The sequence below is a fragment of the Chitinophaga ginsengisoli genome, from assembly GCF_003014595.1.
Taxonomy (GTDB): Bacteria; Bacteroidota; Bacteroidia; order Chitinophagales; family Chitinophagaceae; genus Chitinophaga; species Chitinophaga ginsengisoli.
In genome coordinates this window covers 392,094-412,838 of record NZ_PYGK01000004.1, presented here as the reverse complement: position 1 = coordinate 412,838, position 20,745 = coordinate 392,094, and the positions used below count along the sequence as shown (strand labels likewise).

Genomic DNA, 20,745 nt, shown 5'->3' with positions numbered 1-20,745 from the left:
TCACTCAGAGCAGTTCTTTCATTCTTTCATACTCCTGTTCAATGATCGGATAGAATTTATCCAGGTCGCGGGAGATGCCTGCGAAGACTTCATCCACTTCTTCGGGAGGCGTGTGTGTGTTATTGTTAAGCGTATTTTCCAGCTGTTGCATTTTACTGGTGATCCAGGTAAGTCCCACCATGGCAAAATTTGGTTTCAGTTTATGTACCTGAAATTTGAGCTGTTCCCAGTCACGGGTTTCCACCAGTTTCCTCAATTTTACGACTTCCTCCCGGATAGTTTTCAGGAAGATCTCAAAGAGATCTGCGGCATAAGAGATATTGTTTTCATATAAAGCATTCAGGTACTTTACATCCAGCTCATTGTGGAATTCAAATCCGGAAAAGTTTGTAGAATCCTCCATTATTAGTTCTGTTTCATCATCATTCAGATACTTGTTCAATACCTGTAATAATTGGTCTGGTGTATAAGGTTTTGTTAAGATATCAGTAATACCTGCCTGCCTTGCCTGCGTAAAAGTGCTCTCCATGGCCAGGGCAGTGGTGGCTACAAGGGGGGTAGCAACGTTTGGTTTGGCTTCGTCCTGCCTGATCTTTTCAGCAAGTTCCAGACCATTCAGACCGGGAATACGGATATCCAGCAAAATCAGGTCATATAGTCTTGAATCCAGGAAATAGAGGGCATCGGGCCCATTTGTGGCCAGCTGGTGTTGTATGTTGTATTTCTCCAGCAAACTGATAATATACCTGAGGTTCATAGGATTGTCCTCGATGACCAGTACTTTGGCTGTTGAGAAATTGGGTTGCCTGCTCATATTTCCGGACCTTAAGTTTGTTACTGAGGGTTTACGGGTATCAATAAAGGGCAGGTTAAATGAAAAACAGGTGCTGTAGCCATGAGATTCCTCCACGAGGATACTTCCACCCTGTAGTTCCACCAGCTGTTTGGATATGGCTAAACCTAGTCCTGTGCCACCATATATCTCCCTGATCTCCTGTTCTGCCTGTTTATAGTTCTGAAAAATAAGTTCCAGTTTATCTTTCTGGATGCCGATACCGGTATCGCATACCTGGAATCGTACCCAGCGTTTATCTTCCTGCCAGGATTCGAGCTTTACGTTAATGGCAATTTCTCCTTCCCGGGTGAATTTCTCTGCATTACCTAACAAGTTCATAAGTATTTGGTTCAGCAGCATATCATCGCCTACCAGCCGGTTCTGCAACTGAGGGTCGATAGTGGCAGAGATCTTCACGGGTCGGTGGCCCATTTTCAGTTCAAAAGTGTGCCGCAGGGATTGCACCAGTTCGGTCAGGTTAAATTCCCTTTGGTTGACCTGTAGCGCCCCCGCCTCTATTTTGGAAAGGTCGAGGATATCCGAGATGAGTCCCATCAGGATACCTGATGAGTGCTTCAGGATGTTGATATAATCCCGTTGTTTGGCATCGAGGTTTGTTTCTTCCAGGAGATGGGTCATACCCACGATAACGTTCAGGGGTGTCCGGATCTCGTGACTCATGCTGGCCAGGAACTCTTTCTGGGCGCCCCGGGCCTCTTCGGCCTGCCGGCGGGCCAGGTCCATTTCGGAGCGGGGCATTTTGTGCCTGGATACATCCACTATCTGCCAGATACTGCCGATAAAGCGGCGCTTCTCTATCAGGGGATTATAGCTTACTTCATATATACGTCCATCTTTCAGAATCAGTTCCCAGCCGAAATAAGGTTTCTTTTTCTGGCGGAGGTCTTTCATTTTTTCCTCAAAGGTGTCGGGACGTTGTACAAGGCGGCTAAAGTATTTAATAACAGCGGAAAAGGACATTCCGGTGATGTGGGAAATGTCGGCCCCGGCATTTTCTTCAAAAACCCTGTTGACCCAGATAACGCGGTGCATTGCATTGGTAACCAATACCCCGGCATTACTATTTTGCAGGAATACGCTGATGGGGAGTGAAAATATAGCAAGACTGTCCGCAGATAAACTACGGCCTGTGGGATGTTTTCTCGTACCTTTGATCCGGGCTTTGGCCATTCTGTTTAGTCCTGATTGGGAGTTGGCGCTCCGATACATAATTTTATACAGTAATACAATATATAAATATTATGTTGGGAATCAACAAAATTAGGAAATTTTTGCAATTGGAAATATTTGGTTACCTTTGCATCCCTCTAAAAGTGAGGATTTTATTATGAAAGCACTCCGTCAATTTGATATTGCCTTTGTGGGACTGAAACCCGGAGAGCATACATTTGAGTACCAAATTACGGATAGTTTCTTTGAAAACTACGGACCGCAGGATTTCAGTAATTGTAACGCAACTGTTAAATTGCTGTTAGACAAGAAGAGTAATTTTTTCCTGTTAAAATTCGAAATTGGCGGAAAGGTGACAGTCAACTGCGACCGTTGCGGACAACCATTTGAGTTACAGCTCTGGGATGATTTTGACCAGGTTGTGAAGATGGTGGATAATCCGGACGAGATGAAAGAGGATGAGGATCCGGATGTAGCTTACATCTCTAAGACGGAGTCTCATCTGAATGTTGCGGAGTGGATCTATGAGTTCATTAATCTAAGTATCCCGATGCAACGTATTCATCCTAATGATAGTACGGGCAAAAGTGGTTGTGATCCGAAGGTACTGGACATGCTTGACCAGATGAACCGGCAGGCGAACGAAAAGGGAAATCCTATCTGGAAAGACCTGGATAAATTTCGTGACAACTGAGTATGGTGCACCTTCAAAGGCGGCGACTGATATAACTTATTAAACATTAAACACGGACAATTAAAACTTAAATACGATGCCAAATCCGAAACGCAGACATTCTCAGCAAAGATCAGCTAAGAGAAGGACGCATTACAAGGCCTTTGCGGATACTTTAAGCACAGATAGCGCAACTGGTGAAGTGCACCTGAGACATCGTGCTCACTGGGTAGAGAACAAACTGTACTACAGAGGTAAAGTAGTATTGGAAAAACAAAGTAGCGCTAAATAATTTTACTAATTTTACCCCGACCAAACAGACAAACCTAAACGTTCATGAGAATCGGGCTTGATATGATGGGTGGCGACTTCGCTCCCCTGGAAGCAGTAAAAGGAGTAAAATTATATTTAGACACTGTTGCTACAGACGCGCACCTGGTGCTGATTGGTGATGAAGCAGCTCTCAAGCCTTTGTTGTCAGATGCGCAGTTAGACCAATCAAAATATTCAGTTGTTCATTCATCCCAGGTAATCGGGATGAATGAACATCCTACCAAGGCACTGAAGGAAAAACCTCAGTCCTCTATTGGCATTGGTTTCCATCTGTTACAGAATGGCAAGATTGATGCATTTATCAGTGCCGGTAATACCGGTGCGATGATGGTGGGTACATTCTACTCCATCAAAGCAATAGATGGTATACAAAGGCCAACGATATCCACTCCCGTTCCCAGGGAAGATGGATCTTTCGGGCTTTTACTGGATGTTGGTATCAACGCGGACTGCAAACCTGAAAACCTGCTGCAATTTGCCATTCTCGGCTCCCTTTATTCCCAGCACATACTGAAGGTCAATAACCCTAAAGTAGGGCTGCTGAATATTGGAGAAGAGGAAGGTAAAGGCAATCTCCTGGCACAGGCAACTTATCCTTTGCTCAAAGACAATCCATTACTAAACTTCATCGGTAACGTAGAAGGAAGGGATGTTTTGACTGATAAGGCAGACGTGATAGTGTGCGAAGGATTTACCGGTAACATCGTGTTGAAAATGGCTGAATCTATCCATGAAATTGCGGTAAGACGCAAGATCAATGATGATTACATGAACAAATTCGACTTCGAAAGTTATGGTGGTACTCCTGTATTGGGAGTTTCCCAACCGGTGATCATCGGTCATGGTATTTCTAAAGGCCTGGCCTTTAAAAACATGATCGCACTGGCTCAACAGATGATCGAAAGCAAGCTGCTGGATAAAGTCCGGGAAAGCTTTGTGAAATAGTTTACTTCCTATTGGAAATGAAAGGTATTGATACCGTCTCGTTGAGACGGTATTTTTTTATTATTGCCGGTCCTGGGGGGCCGTTCCCGAGGGCGCCCGTTTGGGGGGGCATCCGTGCCCGGGGTTGAAACAACCCCGGGCTACAAACAAAACGACCCCTAAAGGGGTCGACCGAAACGATTGATATGCGCGGATCAGACAACATATCCAAGCCCGGTTGATCGACCCCGTTAGGGCCATGTGTTTGTCCCACCAGGGTGATAACCGTGGGGAACATAATGCGGTGTCGAAACGATTGATATATACGGATCAGACCTTTTCCAAAGGTAACCGTACATAGAAGGTCGTCCCTACCGTTAGCTGGGTTTCAAACCAGATCTCTCCCCTCGCCTGCTCTACTATGTTCTTACACATCGCGAGGCCAAGGCCGGTACCGGAGTTTTTGGTCGTGAAATTCGGTACAAAGATCTTGGGCTGGATCTCCGGTGGAATGCCTTCCCCGTTATCCTCCACACTCACCACCACCCAGCCTTCTTCAACCTGTTCCATGGCAATTGTGACATGCCCTACCCGGCCTTCCGGCAACGCCTGTACTGCGTTCTGTAAAAGGTTGGTGAACAGGCGGTTCATCTGCGTTTTATCTGCAAAAATATAATATGCACGTCCAGGCGGCGTGAAAAGGATATTACAGTTCTCATGGCTCTGGTACAGGTCCTTCAACGAATGCAGGACCTCATTCAGTAACAATACTTCGCTATTGGCCTCATCAATGCGTGAAAAGGCGGAGAAGTCGGATGCTATATTCGCCAGGTGCTCTATCTGCTCTACCAGAGTATGCGCTACGTTATGCGACAACTGCTTTACATTTGGTGCGTCATTGTCTATTGCACGCTGCAGGTATTGGATGCTCAGCTTCATAGGCGTGAGCGGGTTCTTGATCTCATGCGCCACCTGACGGGCCATTTCCCTCCAGGCACCTTCCCTTTCACTTTTTGCCAGCCTCGCGGCACTCACTTCCAGCTTACGTACCATCTTGTTGTATTCTTTCACCAACGCACCTATTTCATCATCCTTCTCCCACTCTATCTCGTCATTCTGTTGTCCCAGGCTGACATGACGTAGTTTCTCCGTTACGAGGGAGAATGATTTGGTAATGGAATTAGTGATCAGCAAGGCCAGCAAACCGGCTATCAGGAAAATGAAAGCATTGAAGTTGATCAGTGCTACCAGGAAGTTGGAGATCTGCTGATTCAACTCCGTCTGGGTGGCAAAATAAGGGACGTTCAGATAGGCAAAGATCTCCCCGTTATTACGCAGCGGCGCATAGCCTGACAGATATTTCATGGAGCCGATCTTTTCCTTCTGTATCCACTGGATCTTGGGTTCGCGGTACAATTGCATGAAGGCATCGGGATTGATCTTCTTCGACAACAACCCTTTTTCCGTGATCAGGGGCTGTGTGGTGACCTGCAGGTTTCCATCTCTGTCATAAACGTTGATATCCAGTGCACGTTCATCTGCAATCTCTCCGATGGCAGAGGTCAGGCTGGCCTGGAAAATAGGATCATAAAGGTCTTCCAGGTCATCAAACATGCGCTGATCTGCAAAGACCTTTTCCACATCGTGGGACACTTCATTGATGGTGCGGCTCAGTCTTTCCTTGTTCTCTCTTTCAGAACGATCGATAAAGAACAGGATAGTGGTCAGACCCAGTATGATAAAGGCGAATACCACGATAAAAATGATAGTGCCATGTACTTTTTTACGGATGCTGATATTGATCAGTGCCTTGAGGTTACCGATACGCATCCTGGCTTTCACGAGCAGGTCAAGCACCCTGTATATCGCGATGATGAGTAAAAAGAGGCAGAACATGTAGGCAAAGAGGGTGATGAATTCCACGAAGCTCCTGTTCTCTTTCACTACTATCACTACTTTGTCTTTAGATGCCTTGTAGATAAGCCGGGAGAATCCTTTTTCGGATTGTACCGTGATGTCCTCTTTAGGCATGTCTACTCCATATAACTTCACCGGAAATGCAAAGTCGTTGTTATTGCTCACCAGTTGTCCCTGGTCATAGATGGCATAGGAATAGGCGGTGGAGGATTCCTTCTCCGGATCATAGATCTCTCCATCCACCAACAGTTCCGGATACAGGCGCTGCGTATTGATCACTGCCGGCGTCAGTTCATATATCAGGTAGCCTGAGGGCATCCCGTTGCTATAGAAATCTTTACGGCCGATATAGCTGTAGTCATTGAAACTCCGCTCATTGTAATACAGCTCATTACCTATCAGTTCTGAGCCCATCAGCATACGCCGGCTCAGGGCAGGGAAAGTGGAAGTGTCTCCGCCGTAAATAGGTTCGAAGTATTCGTTAAAGGCATAGAAGCTTACGTTAAAGCGTCCCAGATAGCCTTTAAAGTATTTCTGTTTCAGTTCATTCTCCAGGGTGGATCTTGGCATGCTCCGTCCTGTGCTGCTGGTGCTTTGCTGAAAGAACAGCTGCAACAGTTCGTCTTCTTCCATTTGCCGGGTCACATCTGTGAGCAGCATTTCCACATAGGGGTCTTTCTGTTTGGATAGTTCCACTGCCATACGTTCTCTCAGGCTCAACTCCTTCTGATCATTGTAATACACCAGTACAGCCGAGGTAGTGATGGTCAGCAGGAATAGCCAGAACAGGAAAGGAACAGTAGCCAGGCTGTTCTCAAAGCGGTAGGACAAGGCATCCAGCAACACCACGTAGATGATCAGCCAGATTACCATGGCCACCGAGTAGTATATCTCCGGATTCTGCAGGCGGAACGTTAACCATACTATGCCCACGGCAGCGAGGAATATGTATTTCGTACGATGCCGGAAATTGGTCAGTTCATTCAGCAGGTAGTTGATGATCTGCGAGAAGAACAGGAAGCTGAAGGAGATAAAACCCAGGATCACAAAACCGATGATACTGTATTCATTCAGGCTGAAAGGGTTGGCCACATCGAACGAGATCCTGGAGTCTATCACCAGACTGCGGATCAGTTCAGACAGGAACTCCCCTACGATGTACATAATGAAACTTGCGAGGATGATCACCAGGCGTTGCTGCCAGTGATTTTTTACAACGGGTGGTTTGATGGTTTTTACGTGTTCACGGAAGAAGAGCAGGAGCCAGAATCCGAGCAGCACATTTATCAGCAGGTCGCCCAGGGAGCGGAATACTTCATCCTTGGCGTAAATGAGTGGTGTAAAGATATTGAGCGCACGCAGGTTAAAAGGGAAGGGATAGAAATAACTCAGCATCCGGCAGCATAAAATGACGGCCAGCAGGAAGAAAAAGCCATACATGGGATTCTTCTGCCTGGCCAGCATAGCGGCAAACAGGTTGATGAAGATCAGTACACAGATGCACCCCAGCACCCGCAGGATGACACTGAGCAGGTTTGGCGGTCCGGCATCGAGCGTACGGTCATAGTACAGATAGAACAGGATCAGGTCCTGCCCGTTCAGTACGGGGATACCGGGTGGTTTGAGATGGACGGTATATTCCAGGCCCAGGGCCGGTTTATCGTAAAAATGGTCTACCAGGTAAGTGTTGCTGATGCTGTATTCCATCATCACGGGAATCGCGCCGACGATATACCGATCATGCCCTGGTTGCTTACCGGGTAGCTTTTTACAGATCACTTCATAATACCCGTTCTTCAGTTTCAGGAAGCGGACACCTGGGGTAAGTGGTTCCTGCCATTCTTCGGGCAGCACGAGGTTAGTGCTCCAGGATACCAGCCAGCGGCTGGCAGTACTGCTGTCGTAGGCAAAGATGTAGAAGTCCTTTCTGCCCAGCAGCTTTATTTCCTCTTCATTCTGATCGCGGGAAAAGAGGTGCTCGATCAGGGAGGTATCACTTATCACATCCTGGAAGGCCAGCTCACGTTGCCGCAGACTTTTCTCCAGGCTGCGTTTTACACCCTGGGGAGAGGAATAGTACGACCAGTAATTGCTGAAAAGGAATGAAAAAGTAAATAACCAGGCAGCAATGATCAACAGATATCCATGGCGGATGAAAAAAAACCTTATTTCTTTGATATCCAGCAACTTCTTTATTTTTCTGATTTTTTCACTTCATTCCAGAGTCCGTCCATTTCCGTCAACGACATTTCATCGAGCGTTTTACCCTGCGCTGTTGCCATTTTTTCCATCTGTTGGAAGCGGCGCATAAACTTCTTATTGGTGCGTTCCAGGGCATTTTCAGCGTCGACTTTCAGGAAGCGGGAGTAGTTTACCAGGGAGAACAAAACATCGCCAAATTCGTCCTCTATTTCGTCAGGCTTCCCCTGTTGTACCACCTCATGCAGTTCCTCCATTTCTTCTTTGACCTTGTCCCATACCTGTTCGATATCGTCCCATTCAAAACCAACGGTTTTGGCTTTGGACTGGAGGCGCATAGCTTTCACGAGAGCAGGCAGGGATACGGGCACACCGCTGAGTACGGAGGTCTTTCCTTCCTTCAGTTTCAGTTTTTCCCAGTTCTGTTTGACCTCTTCTTCATTTTCCACCTTTATGTCGCCATAGATATGCGGGTGACGGTAGATGAGTTTTTCACAGATGCCGTTAATGACATCGTCTATGGTAAATTGCTGCTGCTCTTTACCGATCTTTGCATAGAATACGATATGCAGGAGCAGATCTCCCAGTTCTTCTTTGATTGATTTCCAGTCCTGATCAGTGATTGCGTCTGCCAGTTCGTACAATTCTTCTATGGTTTGCTGACGGAGTGTCTGGATGGTTTGTTTCCTGTCCCAGGGGCATTTTTCACGCAAATCATCCATGATTTCCAGCAGGCGGTTGAAGGCCGAATTATTTTCCATCTGTCAAATATAAAGAATTCCCGCAGGGGGACGTCTGTATGGGATTTATGTTAATTTCTTTTTGTTGACAGAAAGGGCAATTTAGTTACATTTGCCGCCGGTTTTGGTTAACCGGAAAACTACTAATTTTTAATTCATGAATAGCAAACACATTGCGCTAATTTCAGGAGAACTGAACATCTCAGCGCGACAAGCGGAGAACACCATGAATTTGCTGGCGGAAGGGTCTACTGTGCCTTTCATCAGTCGCTACCGTAAGGAAGTGACCGGTAGTCTGGACGAGGTGCAGATCGGGAAGATCGAAGATCTCCAGAAGCGCTACAAGGAAGTGGATGAACGCCGCGCTTTCATTATCAAAACCATTACAGACCAGGAGAAAATGACGCCTGAGCTGCTGGACAAACTTGAAAACACCTGGGCACTTACCGAACTGGAAGACATTTACCTCCCATATAAACCAAAACGCAAGACCAGAGGTACGCAAGCTATCGAAAAAGGTCTGGAGCCACTGGCTAAACTGATCTTCGAACAACAGGAGCATGCACCACAGAGCGCCGCAGAGCAATTCCTGAATGAGCAGGTAGCCTCCACAGAAGAAGCACTGAAAGGCGCCCGTGATATCATGGCAGAATGGATCAATGAAAATGCTGAACTGCGTGATAAACTGCGTAAACTCTTTACCCATACTGCTGTACTGACATCCAAAGTGATAGAAGGTAAAGAAGAAGAGGGTTCCAAATACAAAGATTATTTTGATTTCAGCGAAGAAATAAGCGCTATTCCATCCCACAGGATATTGGCGATCCTGCGTGGTGAATCAGAAGGATTCCTGTACGCCACTATCAGCCCTGCAGAAGAAGAAGCAACAAGCATCATCGATAAACAGTTCGTGACCGGTAACAACGCCAGCAGCGAACAGGTGAAAAAAGCGGGAGCTGACTCTTATAAACGCCTGCTCCGTCCATCCCTGGAAAACGAATTCCGTGCCCTGGGTAAGGAACATGCAGACGCCGAGGCGATAGAAGTATTTGCGGAGAACCTGCGTCAGCTATTGCTGGCAGCTCCGTTAGGGCCTAAAGCGGTCATTGCTATTGACCCGGGTTACAGAACCGGTTGTAAAGTGGTAGCACTTGACGACCAGGGTAACATGCTGGATAACGACGTTATTTATCCGCTGGAGAAAAACTACAAAAGAGACGATGCTGAAGCCCTGCTGAGAAGATGGGTGGAAAGATATGATACTGCCGCTATTGCTGTAGGCAATGGTACTGCAGGCCGTGAGACTGAGGAATTTGTGAAGAAAATCGACTTTGGCAAAAAGATCAACGTTTTCATGGTGAATGAAAGCGGTGCATCCGTGTATTCAGCTTCTGAGGTAGCGAGAGAAGAATTCCCTGATTTTGATGTAACTGTACGTGGCGCTGTATCTATTGGCCGCAGGCTGATAGATCCGCTGGCAGAACTGGTAAAAATAGATCCAAAGGCGATCGGCGTAGGCCAGTACCAGCACGACGTGAACCAATCCAGCCTGAAACAGAGCCTGGACAGAGTGGTAGTAAGCTGCGTGAACAATGTAGGTGTGAACCTGAACACTGCATCCAAACACCTGCTGGCGTATGTATCCGGTCTGGGGCCATCCCTGGCGGAAAACATCGTGAAATACCGCAAAGAGAATGGTGCGTTTAAGAATCGTTTACAGCTGAAGAAAGTAACCCGTCTGGGTGAAAAAGCGTTCGAACAGTGTGCAGGGTTCCTCCGTATTGAGAACGGCGACAACCCGCTGGATAACTCCGCAGTACACCCTGAGCGTTATTCCCTGATCGAGAACATGGCGGCCAAGCAGCAGTGTACCGTGCAGGACCTGATAGCGAAAGAAGACCTCCGTAAGAAGATCAATCCGAAGGAATATGTAAGCGAAGAAGTAGGTTTACTGACCCTGGAAGACATCCTGAAAGAGCTAGATAAACCAAGCCGTGACCCTCGTGACGAGATCGCTATCTTCGAATATGCAGAAGGCATCCGTACAATGGAAGACCTGAAGGTAGGTATGACCCTGCCAGGAGTGGTGACCAACATCACCAACTTCGGCGCTTTCGTGGATATTGGTGTTAAACAGGATGGCCTGGTACACATTTCTCACCTCAGCAACAAGTTTATCAGCAATCCTAATGAAGCGGTGAAACTGAACCAGAAAGTAACTGTGACAGTATTGGAGGTTGATCCTTCCCGCAAGCGTATTTCCCTATCCATGAAGGACAATGAAGCGCCAGCTGCCAGCGGTGGCGGTGGTGGTCAACGGAAAGAAAGAAGGGATGGTGGTAAGCCTGCTAAACAGGGCGCACCTGCTCCACTGAATGATTTCCAGGCGAAACTGGCAGAGCTGAAGAAAAAGTTCAACTAAGAAAATGAGAAAATAAAGAAAGCGGCCGTACCAATACCTGGTGCGGCCGCTTTTTATTTGTAATCCGCCACGGCGGACTATGTTATCAAACAGATCAGAACCTATCTTCCCTTCCTCTTAATTCAACGAAGGGAACTTTAGTTTCCAGCGTAATAACTTCTCAGGAAAAGCAGAGTCGTTCCTTTCGCTGAACATCTTCACGGTGCCATTCACGGCGATGCCTATGTAAATGACATCCCGGCGCATATCGATGGCTAGCGCAGCTTCATCACCACCACAGTAGTGCCTGCGGCATCCCTGGTTGTACAAGATATCGTTTTCCAGTTCTACGGGAGGAGTAACATCGAAGCGTTCTGCAAAGGAAGGGCTTTCTGTAGCCAGTAAAGCCTTAATACGCGACTTCAGCGGTTCTCTCCCCAACATACCTGTTTCCGCTACATACTTGCCTTCAAACTGTTCAAAAGATTGCCAGGAAGCTACCTGGGTGGGTTCAATGTTGTCGGTTACGGTCATCATTGTATCAGTTGTGGGCGGAGGCGCAGCTCCTTTTTCTTTGCTGTTACTTACAGGTGATTCTTTACATCCTAAAATACAGGCAGCTACTACATATAATGCTGCCAGGTGCTTGTTCATGGTCATGGTCTCTATTACGAATTGCTAATTGTGTATTACGGGAATATCGTGAGCATGATCCCGTCCGCGATACACAATGTTATTGTCCTTTAAATACAGGTGTTCTTTTATCAACAAAAGCCTGCATACCTTCTTTCTGATCTTCGGAAGCAAACAGGAGATAAAAGTTTTTACGTTCAAAATGCAGTCCCTCTTCCAGGGAACTATCAAATGATTTCAGTACGGATTCTTTGGCCATTTTCACTGCCAGCGGGCTGAGTGCAGCTACTTCTGAGGCCAGTTGGATGGCTTCTTTCAGGAAAAGTTCTACAGGTACTACCCGGTTGATAAGACCTGCTCGCAGTGCTTCCTCTGCGCTGATAAAACGGCCTGTCAATACCATCTCCATGGCGAGCGCCTTACCTACAGCACGGGTAAGGCGTTGTGTACCACCGGCGCCTGGCATGACGCCTATCTTTATTTCAGGTTGTCCGAAGCGCGCTGTTTCACTGGCTACGATCATATCGCAAAGCATAACCAGCTCACATCCCCCACCCAGCGCGAAACCGCTTACTGCCGCTATCAACGGCTTCTTTGTTTTTTTTATTGTGTCCCAGGTGCTGAACTGGTCTGTGTTATACATATCCATTGCAGTCTTACCGGCCATCTGTTTGATGTCTGCACCTGCGGCGAATGCCTTTTCATTACCGCTGATAATAACAACCCTTACGTTGTCGTCCGCGTCCAATGCTTTCAATGCGTCCCTGAGTTCAGCCATCAGTTCAAGGTTCAGCGCATTCAGTTCTTTGGGGCGGTTTAATTGTATATGTGCCACATAGGGGGCCACTTCCTGGTGTATGATAATAAATTCTGGTTGCATTCCCTAAGTTACGCAATTAATAGTGTCATCGTAAGGACAAAACAGATAAATACGATCAACAGTGTGATCAGGTATGCAAATGTCACCAAAGCTCCTTTCAGCAGCGATTTTCCCCAGGACTGCCCATACATGTTCTTCAGGGATATCACCAGGTATGCAAATATGACGAGAAGTCCCCAGCTGGTAAAGACCTCTATATGGAAAAGTGTATCCAGCGCCGTACATACCAGGAAGAATAAGAAGAAAAATACGTGGATATGTACGGAGAAGATAGCGTGATCTGCATAGAACCATTTTTTCTTGTCGTACATCCATCTCAGATACAGGGCAAAAAGTGGCAACAGCACAAACATCATTTTAGGATAATTGTGTTGGAACAGTTCTTCCTGGGCATGACTTTTCCCTTCCTTGGTCTGACCATCCTCAGTCTTGCTGGCATTAAAAAAATACCGGGCCATTTTACGTTGCATACGGTTGTCACGGTATTCCTTGGGCAGCGCATCCTGCAGGGAATCGTACTGTTCTTTGGAATCAACGGCGCTCAACCTTCTGAACCAGTCTCCTGTGGAGAGGCTGCCGCTCTTGATGGAATCGGGGAGGCTTGCGAAAACCTCTTTGTTCTGCCGGCGGGCAGTCTCGACCTGTTCTTTGGTATTTTTATCAAGTGACTCATCGTTCTGATGTGCTGTCAGTGTAAAGTACAGGAAGAAAAAGACGAAGGAGGCGAAAATATATAGTTTGATAGGGTGTACGAATTTCACCCGTTTACCGGCAATATATTCTTTGGTAATGAAGCCTGGTTTGGTGAATAAATACTTGAATGTCAGTAGTGTTTTTGAGTCATAGTGTACAAGGTCAGCGGCGAATTCCTTTACCAGGTGACCGAAACTTTCGTGAGGTACAATGTTTTCCTGTCCGCAGTTTGTACAATATCTGCCCGGAACATCCGTTCCACAGTTGAGGCAATTCGTTTCTTTCCTTAGAGGCTGTGTTTTCAAGTAACTATAGGTTATAGAAGGTAAATATAAAAATTATCTTTACAGAAATGAACTACCGAATGTTCCTGAATCATTATTTTTGTAGTTAATATGTACACGAGAAAGACCATTTTATTGCTTTTCACAGCATTGTTTGGGTTAAAGCTGTCTGTTTCCGCCCAATACTATTACCAGGATATCGTCAATACCGCCCGTACCGAGGCTAATATGGACCTGTTAAAAGAAAATAAGATCACTGTACAACTGGTTCAGAGCTTTGACGCCAACCAGGAATCCGATAACGATTTCCGCTGCCAGCGTGAGATATTGGCCAATTACCGGCAGATCCGGTCTACGACCGTTTCCCGTGCTACCGGCTATTCCGTAATGACTTCCTACTTTTCTGCCAAGGGCAAGCTGACAAAGACCATCGACAGTACACGCAGCGTTATTACGACGGTCATTTACATGCGTAATACCAATGATTCCAGTGCGAAGATCAGGGAAGTCTATCTGACCTCTTACGAGCCCAAAACCAAGTATAAATTCACCGAAACAAGGCGTTATCAGTATGACAGCCTTGGCCGGCTATCGCAAATGGTTCATTTCCACGGAGATAGAGTAGAAGATTCTACAACGGTCAAATTTACACTGGATTCACTGGGGCTGGTATCTGAAGAGATGGAAAGTGGCAAAGGAGCCAGCGGCAGGCGCATCTATTACAAGTACAACGACCAGAACTTATTGACAGATATTGTGCGCTACTCTCCTACCCGTAAGAAAATGCTGCCGGACTATATCTTCGACTATGATGCCAAGAACAGGATTGGCGCTATGACCACCGTGAACGGAGAAACGGCCAGCTATACCATCTGGCGGTATACTTACGACGACAAAGGGCTTCCTTTGCAGGAAGAATGTTACGGGAAGAAAAAGGAACTGATGGGAACCGTGCGGTACAAGTACCGGAGGTAATATTAAAATACTCAGAAAGGCGTTCTGTAAGGCACAGGACGCCTTTTTTATTTCCGGGAGATATTTGTACCGCCTCAATACAAAACCTGGCAATTGGGGCAGTAAAAGGTGCGGCGATTGGTGGTACCCATATATTCCTTAATGAACGGAATATGACAGCGCGGACAGATCTTCTTCGTATGCGCCAGCCAATGCTCTCTCAACTTATATTCCTTTTTCCACTCCAGGAAGTCAAAACTATAGTTCACCGCTTCCTTCACCAGTTCCCGCTTCTTTTTTAAGGGTAAATTGCCCACTTTACTGGCAGGATGTACTCTTATGCGGAACAATACCTCGTTCTTGATAATGTTGCCGGAACCGGCGAAGATATCCTGGTTCAACAAGGCATCTGCTACCAGCGTATCTGGTATCTTCTTCAGCTTGGCCATTGCTTTCGCCGGGTCCCAATGTTCATTCAATACATCAGCGCTCCAGTCATATACCTCATCCAAAGGTTCTTCAATGATCCTTACTGAGCACGTATAAAAATTCAGCTCTCCGTTATCAAACTGTAAATGCAGGGCAGGATTACTGTTCTTTTTTTCGTTGATGCGGTAGGTACCGAACATTAGTAAATGTATCCTGATAGTAAAGCCCGGGAAACAGATAAGGAAATGTTTACCCCAGCTTTTAAAAGCGATGACCTTCTTATTGCGGATCCTCTCCAGGTCAATTTTAGCATATCCGGCCACATCAATGACCTTCTTCCCGGTAAAGGGTATTACCGCCTCTTTTAATATCACAATGGATGGTCCTTCCGGCATAATGTATCCTGTTGATTATGCTGAAAGGATACAATATCTGCGCCGAACCGGGTGTAACGTTGGGTTGACGTCCGACAAATTGTTAATGGCAGAATATTGTGGATAATGATAAGTCTTATGATGCGGTTTGTTGCAGTGTATAGAGGTCAAAATAATCATACAGCGCAGCCAGTTTTTCGAGGTGGGCTGTATTGTATGGGTCAAAGTTCTCTTTCTGAACAACGAGGATGTAACCGCCATCCGGAAGCTTTTCTATTACTTCAAAGGCGGCCTGTTTTATTTTTTCCTCGCCGACTGTTTTTACCTGGTCTTCATTCCAGTAATTGAACCAGTAAATGGCAGGCGGTATTTCCAGCGGATCAAAGAGTCCCGGAGACACCACCTTTCCTATGCGGGCCGTGAGATGTTCGGGCGTTTCTGTAACGATATCCGGAGTAGATATTTCCTCATCCATTTCCACTTCTCCGTAGAAGGATGCAAAGGAGATCAGTGTTTCCAGTTCCGTATCATATACGGCGGCATACCTGGCCTTATAGGCATTAATAGCGGTAACAAAGAAATGATGGAATTCTTCGTAGCCGAAGTATCCTTCTGGCTGCAGTAATGGTCTGCCGTTATTGAAGCTAAAGGCAGCGTTGTCTTCATTGGTATACTCGAAGGGGTCTGTATGTACCAATGAAAATAAGGGTGTATCCTTATCCGTTGACAAGATCAGATCCCTGTCAAAATCCCCGTCACTCCAGTGTTTTTCCAGCTCCGCGAAAGCCTGCTCCAATTTTTCTGCCGAGACATAATCATTGAACTGACCTCCATCGAATACATAACGCAACCGGGTGGCGTGGCTGTGATCATTACAGGCTTGTACAAGGTCCAGAAAACGATAAAGGGATCCGGATTCCCTGGGACGGAACAGTTGTAAGGTGCTTATTTGCGGTGACATGAATAATGGGGTTGTTTCCTGTAAATCTAAATAAAAACCAGGTACAAAAAAGAGGGTATAGAAAAGTTAACATATACCCTCTTTTTATGTATTTATAATACCAGTTGTTCATGTAATCTAACCAGCGCTTTCGCCGGATCGTCGCAGAAACCGGGATGCACCTTTCCTGCCTGTACCACTGTACTCCGGGTAGCAGTCAGCCAGCGGAAGCGGGAAGCAAGATCGAGCTGACCTATCGGACCGGCCTGCTTACCTCCTTTTGCAATGCATTCAAAAGCCTCCAGGTATGTCTTTACTTCACTGACATCTGTTTCCGGAGCAAAAGCACGCAGGCGGTCCTCATTCAGCGTAATAATAGCCTGCAGGAACCTGTGTTGTTTGCAATAGAGAATGACACCGGCATTGAGAAACTCCTCCCGTTCCACTCTCGGCATAACGCGGATAACAGCGTACTCAAATAAGTGTTTTTCTTGCATTTTGCGCTTCATTTACAAATATTCCGGAATTGGCTATCCGGGTGATTAAAAAACCGGCATATACGTCTCTGATCTCATCTGGCGTGCCATGATGGGATAATGTCAACAACCACTCGTCAGGCACCACGGCAATGATAGCACGGATCTGTTCTGGCGTCAGGATTTCACGGAAGGCCTCATCCACTTTATCTATCCCTTCAGCCTGGGCCAGCAATACATGATCTTTCACCTGTACGAAAGGACGTTTGGCCTGTTCCTGCCAATTATCCCAGGAGTGATGGAAATACAGGGCAGCGCCATGATCGATGAGCCATAGTTCTTTATGCCACATCAGCATATTTGTGTTACGGGCAGTGCGGTCAACGTTGGTCAGCAGACAATCCAGCCATACGATACGGGCCGCCGTCAATGGGTCAATTACCGCAACTGTAGGATCATAGGTAATAGCACCTGACAAGTAATGCAGGGCCAGATTAAGCCCTTCGCTGGCCTTTAACAGGTCCTGGATCTCCTCATCCGGCTCGGTACGGCCAAAGGCATTGTCGAGGTTAGCAAAAACGATCTCCGGCACTTTAAGGCCTAGTCTGCGGGCGATCTCTCCTCCAATCAGTTCAGCGATCAATGCCTTGATGCCCTGTCCTGCGCCACGGAACTTCAGTACGTACAGGAACCCATCATCTGCCTCTGCGATAGCAGGTAAAGAGCCTCCTTCACGCAATGGAGTCACATACCTGGTCACATTGACAGTTCTCAGTTCGGGTTGTTTACTCATCATTGAATTCATATTTAGGCAAATAATAACCGGCAGTTTTTGACGCTGCCGGTTATCAAAGTCGCATAAAATTAAGCCTATTTAAGGTGCTGAGCAAGGCGCATAGAGAAAGGCGCTCCTTCGTTATTTCTGAACGCGGGTTTTCAGATAGTTGTAAATCTCCTTTTCTTCCTGGGTTTCTCCTTTATACAGCTGGATATAACGTTTATAATAGCGTGTGGCCATCGCGTCGTTCTTCAGGTGAGCATCGTAGATACGGCCGATACTATATTGTTTCAAGGGCTGATGGAACAGATAATAGGCTGTATCCAGGTTGGCAATTGCAGGCTTGTACTGGCCCAATGCCTCGTAGTTGACGGACATACCTGTATAATAGTTCTCCAGGCTGGCCGACCTCGCCATGGTAATACAGGTCTGTAGCAGCTCATTACTGTCCTGGTACCTCTTCAGTTGTGTACAGGCCATGGCGGCATAATAGATGATATTTTCAACGCTGGCGTTCCGTGCATTGAGATATTCATGTACGGCGATACAATCATCATATTTTTTGAGGTTAAAAGCGGCTGCAGAGACATAGATAAAAGTATTGGATGATAAGATGTTCAGTTGTTTCAGCTTCTGTCCGATGGTCAGGGTACGCTGATAGTCTTTCATGAGATAGGAGATCCTTGCGCCCGTCATCAGAACGATGGCAGACGAAGAATCTGTTGCCAGGAAAGTATTTATCAATGTGTCTGCCGCGCCAAAGCGTTTCCTTTCTATCCATTCTTCCGCCAGACGGGATACGACTCTAGGATCATAGGGATTCAGCGTATACGCTTTATTCAGCCAGACGAAACCTGAATCCTGCTGAAGAGCGGCGAGCGCTGTGAAACTCAGCTGCTTCCAGGCAACAGCGCTCTGGGGACGGAGTGCTACCACCTTTTTATAGTGTTCCATTGCAGTTAAGGGCCGATCCTGCTGGAGACTGATAGCAGCCAGGCATTGGTGGGCGGTCAGGTGACTACTGTCCAGCCGCAATACTTTTTCATAATAATTTACCGTCTCCGGGATCTTTCCAGCCTGGTAATAGGTATATGCCAGCAGGGCCACCTGGCGGGCGTCGGTAGTATCTACTGTTGGCCTGAGATAGGCAATAGCTTCATCATATTGCTGGTCCTGCAGGTATTCCATTACGCGGTTGCGGTTCACGGTAGATTGAGCAACGATCCTCGTCGCGCTGCATAACAAAAAAAGCAGACATAATATCCTGTTCAGGTTGTTCATCTTGCATTACTATTTTACCATAAAACTAATTATTTAGTTTTAAAAAGAAAAACTTAGTTGATATACTCAGCAGCCCAATTAATCAATTGATATTGAACAGATAAGATAATCCATAAAGGCGATTATTAAGGCAATGAGCCTTACCATATGAAGGGACGGAACTGGAAACCGCTTATCTGGGAAAGTCTTATACATATCATCAAAATAAATGACAGTGTGAGGCAACCCAACAGCTAATCTATCCGTATTAATAGAATAGATTCTCCAAGCATTAAAATTCCGTTATGAGAAGAAGCAACTGGCTACCTGCAATGCTATTATCTGCATTTATGCTTTCATGCAGCAATAATGATAAGGATACTAAGCCAACCGTGGACCGAACGGCGCCTACAACTGGTACATGGCGGGTAACACAGTTCACTGAACGGGGCAATAATGAAACCAGCGATTTCAACGGCTATACTTTCGTCTTTGACAGCAATGGATCAGTAACAGCATCTCTAAATAGTACCAACAAGCACGGGACATGGAGTATTAACAACAGTGCCACCGGATTTACACTGGATTTTGGCGCAAAAAGCGATGCCAATAAACCGTTGGGAGAACTGACAGATGATTGGGAGATTATATCAGTAACGAGTACAGAAATCAAACTGAAAGAGGACAACGATGCCAGTGGGGAATTTTTGACCTTTAACCAAAATTAACCCCTGCCCTATTCCTATCCGCGACAGGCTATCTGTGTAAAACAGATGGCCTGTTTCTTTTTCTCCACGACAACGCTGGACTAATTTTTGGAGCCTTTAAAATAAACCATTGTAATTATGCATGTCATTCTTGGAGCTTCAGGACAAGTTGGTTCAGCTATTGTCAACCAGCTTATAAAAAATGGAGAACAGGTTAAAGGTGTTGTCAGAGATGAAAAGAAAGCCGGGAAACTGAAAAAATCAGGCGCCGCTGTTGCGATTGCCGATGTCAGCGACCTCCCCTCACTAGTTGCTGCGCTTCAGGATGGCAGTACACTCTTCGCTCTTACTCCCGAAAGCGGGCACGAGCGGAATGTAATTGGTGAAACAAAAGACATTCTTGAAAACTACAGAAAGGCATTAGCCAGTTCACCCATTAAAAAAGTAGTAGGATTATCTTCCGTTGGCGCTCAGTTTGAAACAGGAACAGGTAACCTGATGATGTCCTATCTGCTGGAACATGCATTCACCGGTATGCCTATAAAACAGATCTTCATACGTCCGGCCTATTATTTCAGCAACTGGATGATGCATCTCGGATCTGTTGTAGAAAAAGGGATATTGCCTACCTTTTTCCCGCCAGACCTCTCCATTCCCATGGTTTCTCCCCAGGAGGTAGCTACTTATGTAGCAAATGTGATACAGAAAGAGGAAGAAGATGGGAAAATATTCGAACTGACCGGAACTGCTTACAGTAGTAAAGATGTGGCTAAAGCGTTTTCTGACGCGCTCGGGAAGGAAGTAAAAGCAGTAGAGACACCAAGAGAGCAGTGGGAAAGTACTTTACATGAGATCGGGTTCACACCGGATGCTATCAGGAATTTTATAGAAATGACAGACGTAGTGATCTCAGGAAAAGTAAAACCGGAAAAGAACGGTACTGTTCAGGCAAAACTGAAAACGACCCTGAAGGATTATGTGCAGGAGCATGTTCCTGCGGAAGAACCTACTACTGCAAAAAACAAGTCTGCCGGCAAGGAGGAACCTGCCACGACAAAAGGCAAGACCAATAGTAAAAGAACTAAAAGCAAAGTTTGATATAACAGGCAAGGGGGCAGGCATTC

18 protein-coding genes are annotated in these 20,745 nt (G+C 46.3%); 7 read left to right on the top strand and 11 right to left on the bottom strand.

Translation table 11 applies throughout. The features are described from left to right. Positions 1–4: 4 nt before the first annotated feature. On the bottom strand, positions 5–2,065 hold the full coding sequence (locus tag CLV42_RS12630; protein WP_106602277.1) for a PAS domain-containing hybrid sensor histidine kinase/response regulator: 2,061 nt from the start codon (positions 2,063–2,065) through the stop codon (positions 5–7). A gap of 118 nt (positions 2,066–2,183) precedes the next feature. On the opposite strand from CLV42_RS12630, the gene CLV42_RS12625 reads away from it, so the two are divergent. The 3 genes from CLV42_RS12625 (at position 2,184) to plsX (ending at position 3,977) form a co-directional block, all read left to right on the top strand. Beyond that, positions 2,184–2,720 (top strand): YceD family protein, encoded by a 537-nt coding sequence (locus CLV42_RS12625; protein ID WP_106602276.1) that lies wholly within the window; start codon positions 2,184–2,186, stop codon positions 2,718–2,720. A gap of 76 nt (positions 2,721–2,796) precedes the next feature. Beyond that, positions 2,797–2,991, top strand: a complete 195-nt coding sequence (gene rpmF, locus CLV42_RS12620; protein ID WP_072356725.1) for a 50S ribosomal protein L32 — start codon at positions 2,797–2,799, stop codon at positions 2,989–2,991. Between the two features lie 44 nt (positions 2,992–3,035). Then, positions 3,036–3,977: a phosphate acyltransferase PlsX gene (plsX, locus tag CLV42_RS12615; RefSeq protein ID WP_106602275.1), complete on the top strand. Its 942-nt coding sequence runs from the start codon at positions 3,036–3,038 to the stop codon at positions 3,975–3,977. Positions 3,978–4,286: 309 nt separating this feature from the next. Here the strand turns inward: plsX and CLV42_RS12610 are convergent, their stop codons facing one another. Both CLV42_RS12610 and mazG read right to left on the bottom strand, forming a co-directional pair. Then, a complete protein-coding gene (locus CLV42_RS12610; protein WP_106602274.1) occupies positions 4,287–8,060 on the bottom strand; it encodes a sensor histidine kinase in 3,774 nt (1,257 codons plus the stop codon). 5 nt (positions 8,061–8,065) lie between these two features. Beyond that, entirely contained in the window at positions 8,066–8,833 is a 768-nt protein-coding gene (gene mazG / locus CLV42_RS12605; RefSeq protein WP_106602273.1) for a nucleoside triphosphate pyrophosphohydrolase, read from the bottom strand. A gap of 136 nt (positions 8,834–8,969) precedes the next feature. Between mazG and CLV42_RS12600 the strand changes: the two genes are divergently transcribed. Continuing rightward, on the top strand, positions 8,970–11,234 hold the full coding sequence (locus CLV42_RS12600; RefSeq protein WP_106602272.1) for a Tex family protein: 2,265 nt from the start codon (positions 8,970–8,972) through the stop codon (positions 11,232–11,234). A gap of 117 nt (positions 11,235–11,351) precedes the next feature. Here CLV42_RS12600 and CLV42_RS12595 read toward each other — a convergent pair whose 3' ends face one another. The 3 genes from CLV42_RS12595 to CLV42_RS12585 form a co-directional block, all read right to left on the bottom strand. Further along, positions 11,352–11,873: a hypothetical protein gene (locus CLV42_RS12595; RefSeq protein ID WP_106602271.1), complete on the bottom strand. Its 522-nt coding sequence runs from the start codon at positions 11,871–11,873 to the stop codon at positions 11,352–11,354. A gap of 73 nt (positions 11,874–11,946) precedes the next feature. Next, positions 11,947–12,726 (bottom strand): enoyl-CoA hydratase-related protein, encoded by a 780-nt coding sequence (locus CLV42_RS12590; protein WP_106602270.1) that lies wholly within the window; start codon positions 12,724–12,726, stop codon positions 11,947–11,949. A gap of 8 nt (positions 12,727–12,734) precedes the next feature. Continuing rightward, positions 12,735–13,724, bottom strand: a complete 990-nt coding sequence (locus CLV42_RS12585) for a DUF3667 domain-containing protein (protein ID WP_170117489.1) — start codon at positions 13,722–13,724, stop codon at positions 12,735–12,737. Positions 13,725–13,814: 90 nt separating this feature from the next. Here CLV42_RS12585 and CLV42_RS12580 point away from each other — a divergent pair, with 90 nt between their 5' ends. Next, positions 13,815–14,678 carry a hypothetical protein gene (locus CLV42_RS12580; RefSeq protein ID WP_106602268.1) on the top strand — a complete coding sequence of 288 codons (864 nt, stop codon included), beginning with the start codon at positions 13,815–13,817 and terminating at the stop codon, positions 14,676–14,678. A 74-nt stretch (positions 14,679–14,752) separates the two neighbouring features. On the opposite strand, the gene CLV42_RS12575 is transcribed toward CLV42_RS12580, so the two are convergent. The 5 genes from CLV42_RS12575 to CLV42_RS12555 all read right to left on the bottom strand — a co-directional run bounded on the left by CLV42_RS12575 (position 14,753) and on the right by CLV42_RS12555 (position 18,935). Beyond that, on the bottom strand, positions 14,753–15,481 hold the full coding sequence (locus tag CLV42_RS12575) for an endonuclease (RefSeq protein WP_106602267.1): 729 nt from the start codon (positions 15,479–15,481) through the stop codon (positions 14,753–14,755). A gap of 115 nt (positions 15,482–15,596) precedes the next feature. Further along, the gene (locus CLV42_RS12570; RefSeq protein WP_106602266.1) at positions 15,597–16,421 is read right to left on the bottom strand and encodes a hypothetical protein; all 825 of its coding nucleotides are present in this window, start codon (positions 16,419–16,421) and stop codon (positions 15,597–15,599) included. Between the two features lie 92 nt (positions 16,422–16,513). Then, entirely contained in the window at positions 16,514–16,897 is a 384-nt protein-coding gene (locus CLV42_RS12565; RefSeq protein WP_106602265.1) for a DUF3037 domain-containing protein, read from the bottom strand. Further along, a complete protein-coding gene (locus CLV42_RS12560; RefSeq protein WP_106602264.1) occupies positions 16,875–17,672 on the bottom strand; it encodes a HipA family kinase in 798 nt (265 codons plus the stop codon). The genes CLV42_RS12565 and CLV42_RS12560 overlap by 23 nt, the downstream gene beginning before the upstream one ends. Before the next feature lie 120 nt (positions 17,673–17,792). Continuing rightward, entirely contained in the window at positions 17,793–18,935 is a 1,143-nt protein-coding gene (locus CLV42_RS12555) for a tetratricopeptide repeat protein (RefSeq protein ID WP_106602263.1), read from the bottom strand. A gap of 284 nt (positions 18,936–19,219) precedes the next feature. On the opposite strand from CLV42_RS12555, the gene CLV42_RS12550 reads away from it, so the two are divergent. Continuing rightward, positions 19,220–19,642 carry a lipocalin family protein gene (locus CLV42_RS12550; RefSeq protein WP_106602262.1) on the top strand — a complete coding sequence of 141 codons (423 nt, stop codon included), beginning with the start codon at positions 19,220–19,222 and terminating at the stop codon, positions 19,640–19,642. A gap of 117 nt (positions 19,643–19,759) precedes the next feature. Beyond that, entirely contained in the window at positions 19,760–20,719 is a 960-nt protein-coding gene (locus tag CLV42_RS12545; protein ID WP_106602261.1) for an NmrA family NAD(P)-binding protein, read from the top strand. The last annotated feature ends 26 nt before the right edge of the window (positions 20,720–20,745 follow it).

Coding starts and splice junctions, on each gene's coding strand:
- CLV42_RS12630 (WP_106602277.1), bottom strand. CDS start 2,065: ATGTATCGGAGCGCCAACTCCCAATCAGGACTAAACAGAATGGCCAAA.
- CLV42_RS12625 (WP_106602276.1), top strand. CDS start 2,184: ATGAAAGCACTCCGTCAATTTGATATTGCCTTTGTGGGACTGAAACCC.
- rpmF (WP_072356725.1), top strand. CDS start 2,797: ATGCCAAATCCGAAACGCAGACATTCTCAGCAAAGATCAGCTAAGAGA.
- plsX (WP_106602275.1), top strand. CDS start 3,036: ATGAGAATCGGGCTTGATATGATGGGTGGCGACTTCGCTCCCCTGGAA.
- mazG (WP_106602273.1), bottom strand. CDS start 8,833: ATGGAAAATAATTCGGCCTTCAACCGCCTGCTGGAAATCATGGATGAT.
- CLV42_RS12600 (WP_106602272.1), top strand. CDS start 8,970: ATGAATAGCAAACACATTGCGCTAATTTCAGGAGAACTGAACATCTCA.
- CLV42_RS12595 (WP_106602271.1), bottom strand. CDS start 11,873: ATGACCATGAACAAGCACCTGGCAGCATTATATGTAGTAGCTGCCTGT.
- CLV42_RS12590 (WP_106602270.1), bottom strand. CDS start 12,726: ATGCAACCAGAATTTATTATCATACACCAGGAAGTGGCCCCCTATGTG.
- CLV42_RS12580 (WP_106602268.1), top strand. CDS start 13,815: ATGTACACGAGAAAGACCATTTTATTGCTTTTCACAGCATTGTTTGGG.
- CLV42_RS12575 (WP_106602267.1), bottom strand. CDS start 15,481: ATGCCGGAAGGACCATCCATTGTGATATTAAAAGAGGCGGTAATACCC.
- CLV42_RS12570 (WP_106602266.1), bottom strand. CDS start 16,421: ATGTCACCGCAAATAAGCACCTTACAACTGTTCCGTCCCAGGGAATCC.
- CLV42_RS12565 (WP_106602265.1), bottom strand. CDS start 16,897: ATGCAAGAAAAACACTTATTTGAGTACGCTGTTATCCGCGTTATGCCG.
- CLV42_RS12560 (WP_106602264.1), bottom strand. CDS start 17,672: ATGATGAGTAAACAACCCGAACTGAGAACTGTCAATGTGACCAGGTAT.
- CLV42_RS12555 (WP_106602263.1), bottom strand. CDS start 18,935: ATGAACAACCTGAACAGGATATTATGTCTGCTTTTTTTGTTATGCAGC.
- CLV42_RS12550 (WP_106602262.1), top strand. CDS start 19,220: ATGAGAAGAAGCAACTGGCTACCTGCAATGCTATTATCTGCATTTATG.
- CLV42_RS12545 (WP_106602261.1), top strand. CDS start 19,760: ATGCATGTCATTCTTGGAGCTTCAGGACAAGTTGGTTCAGCTATTGTC.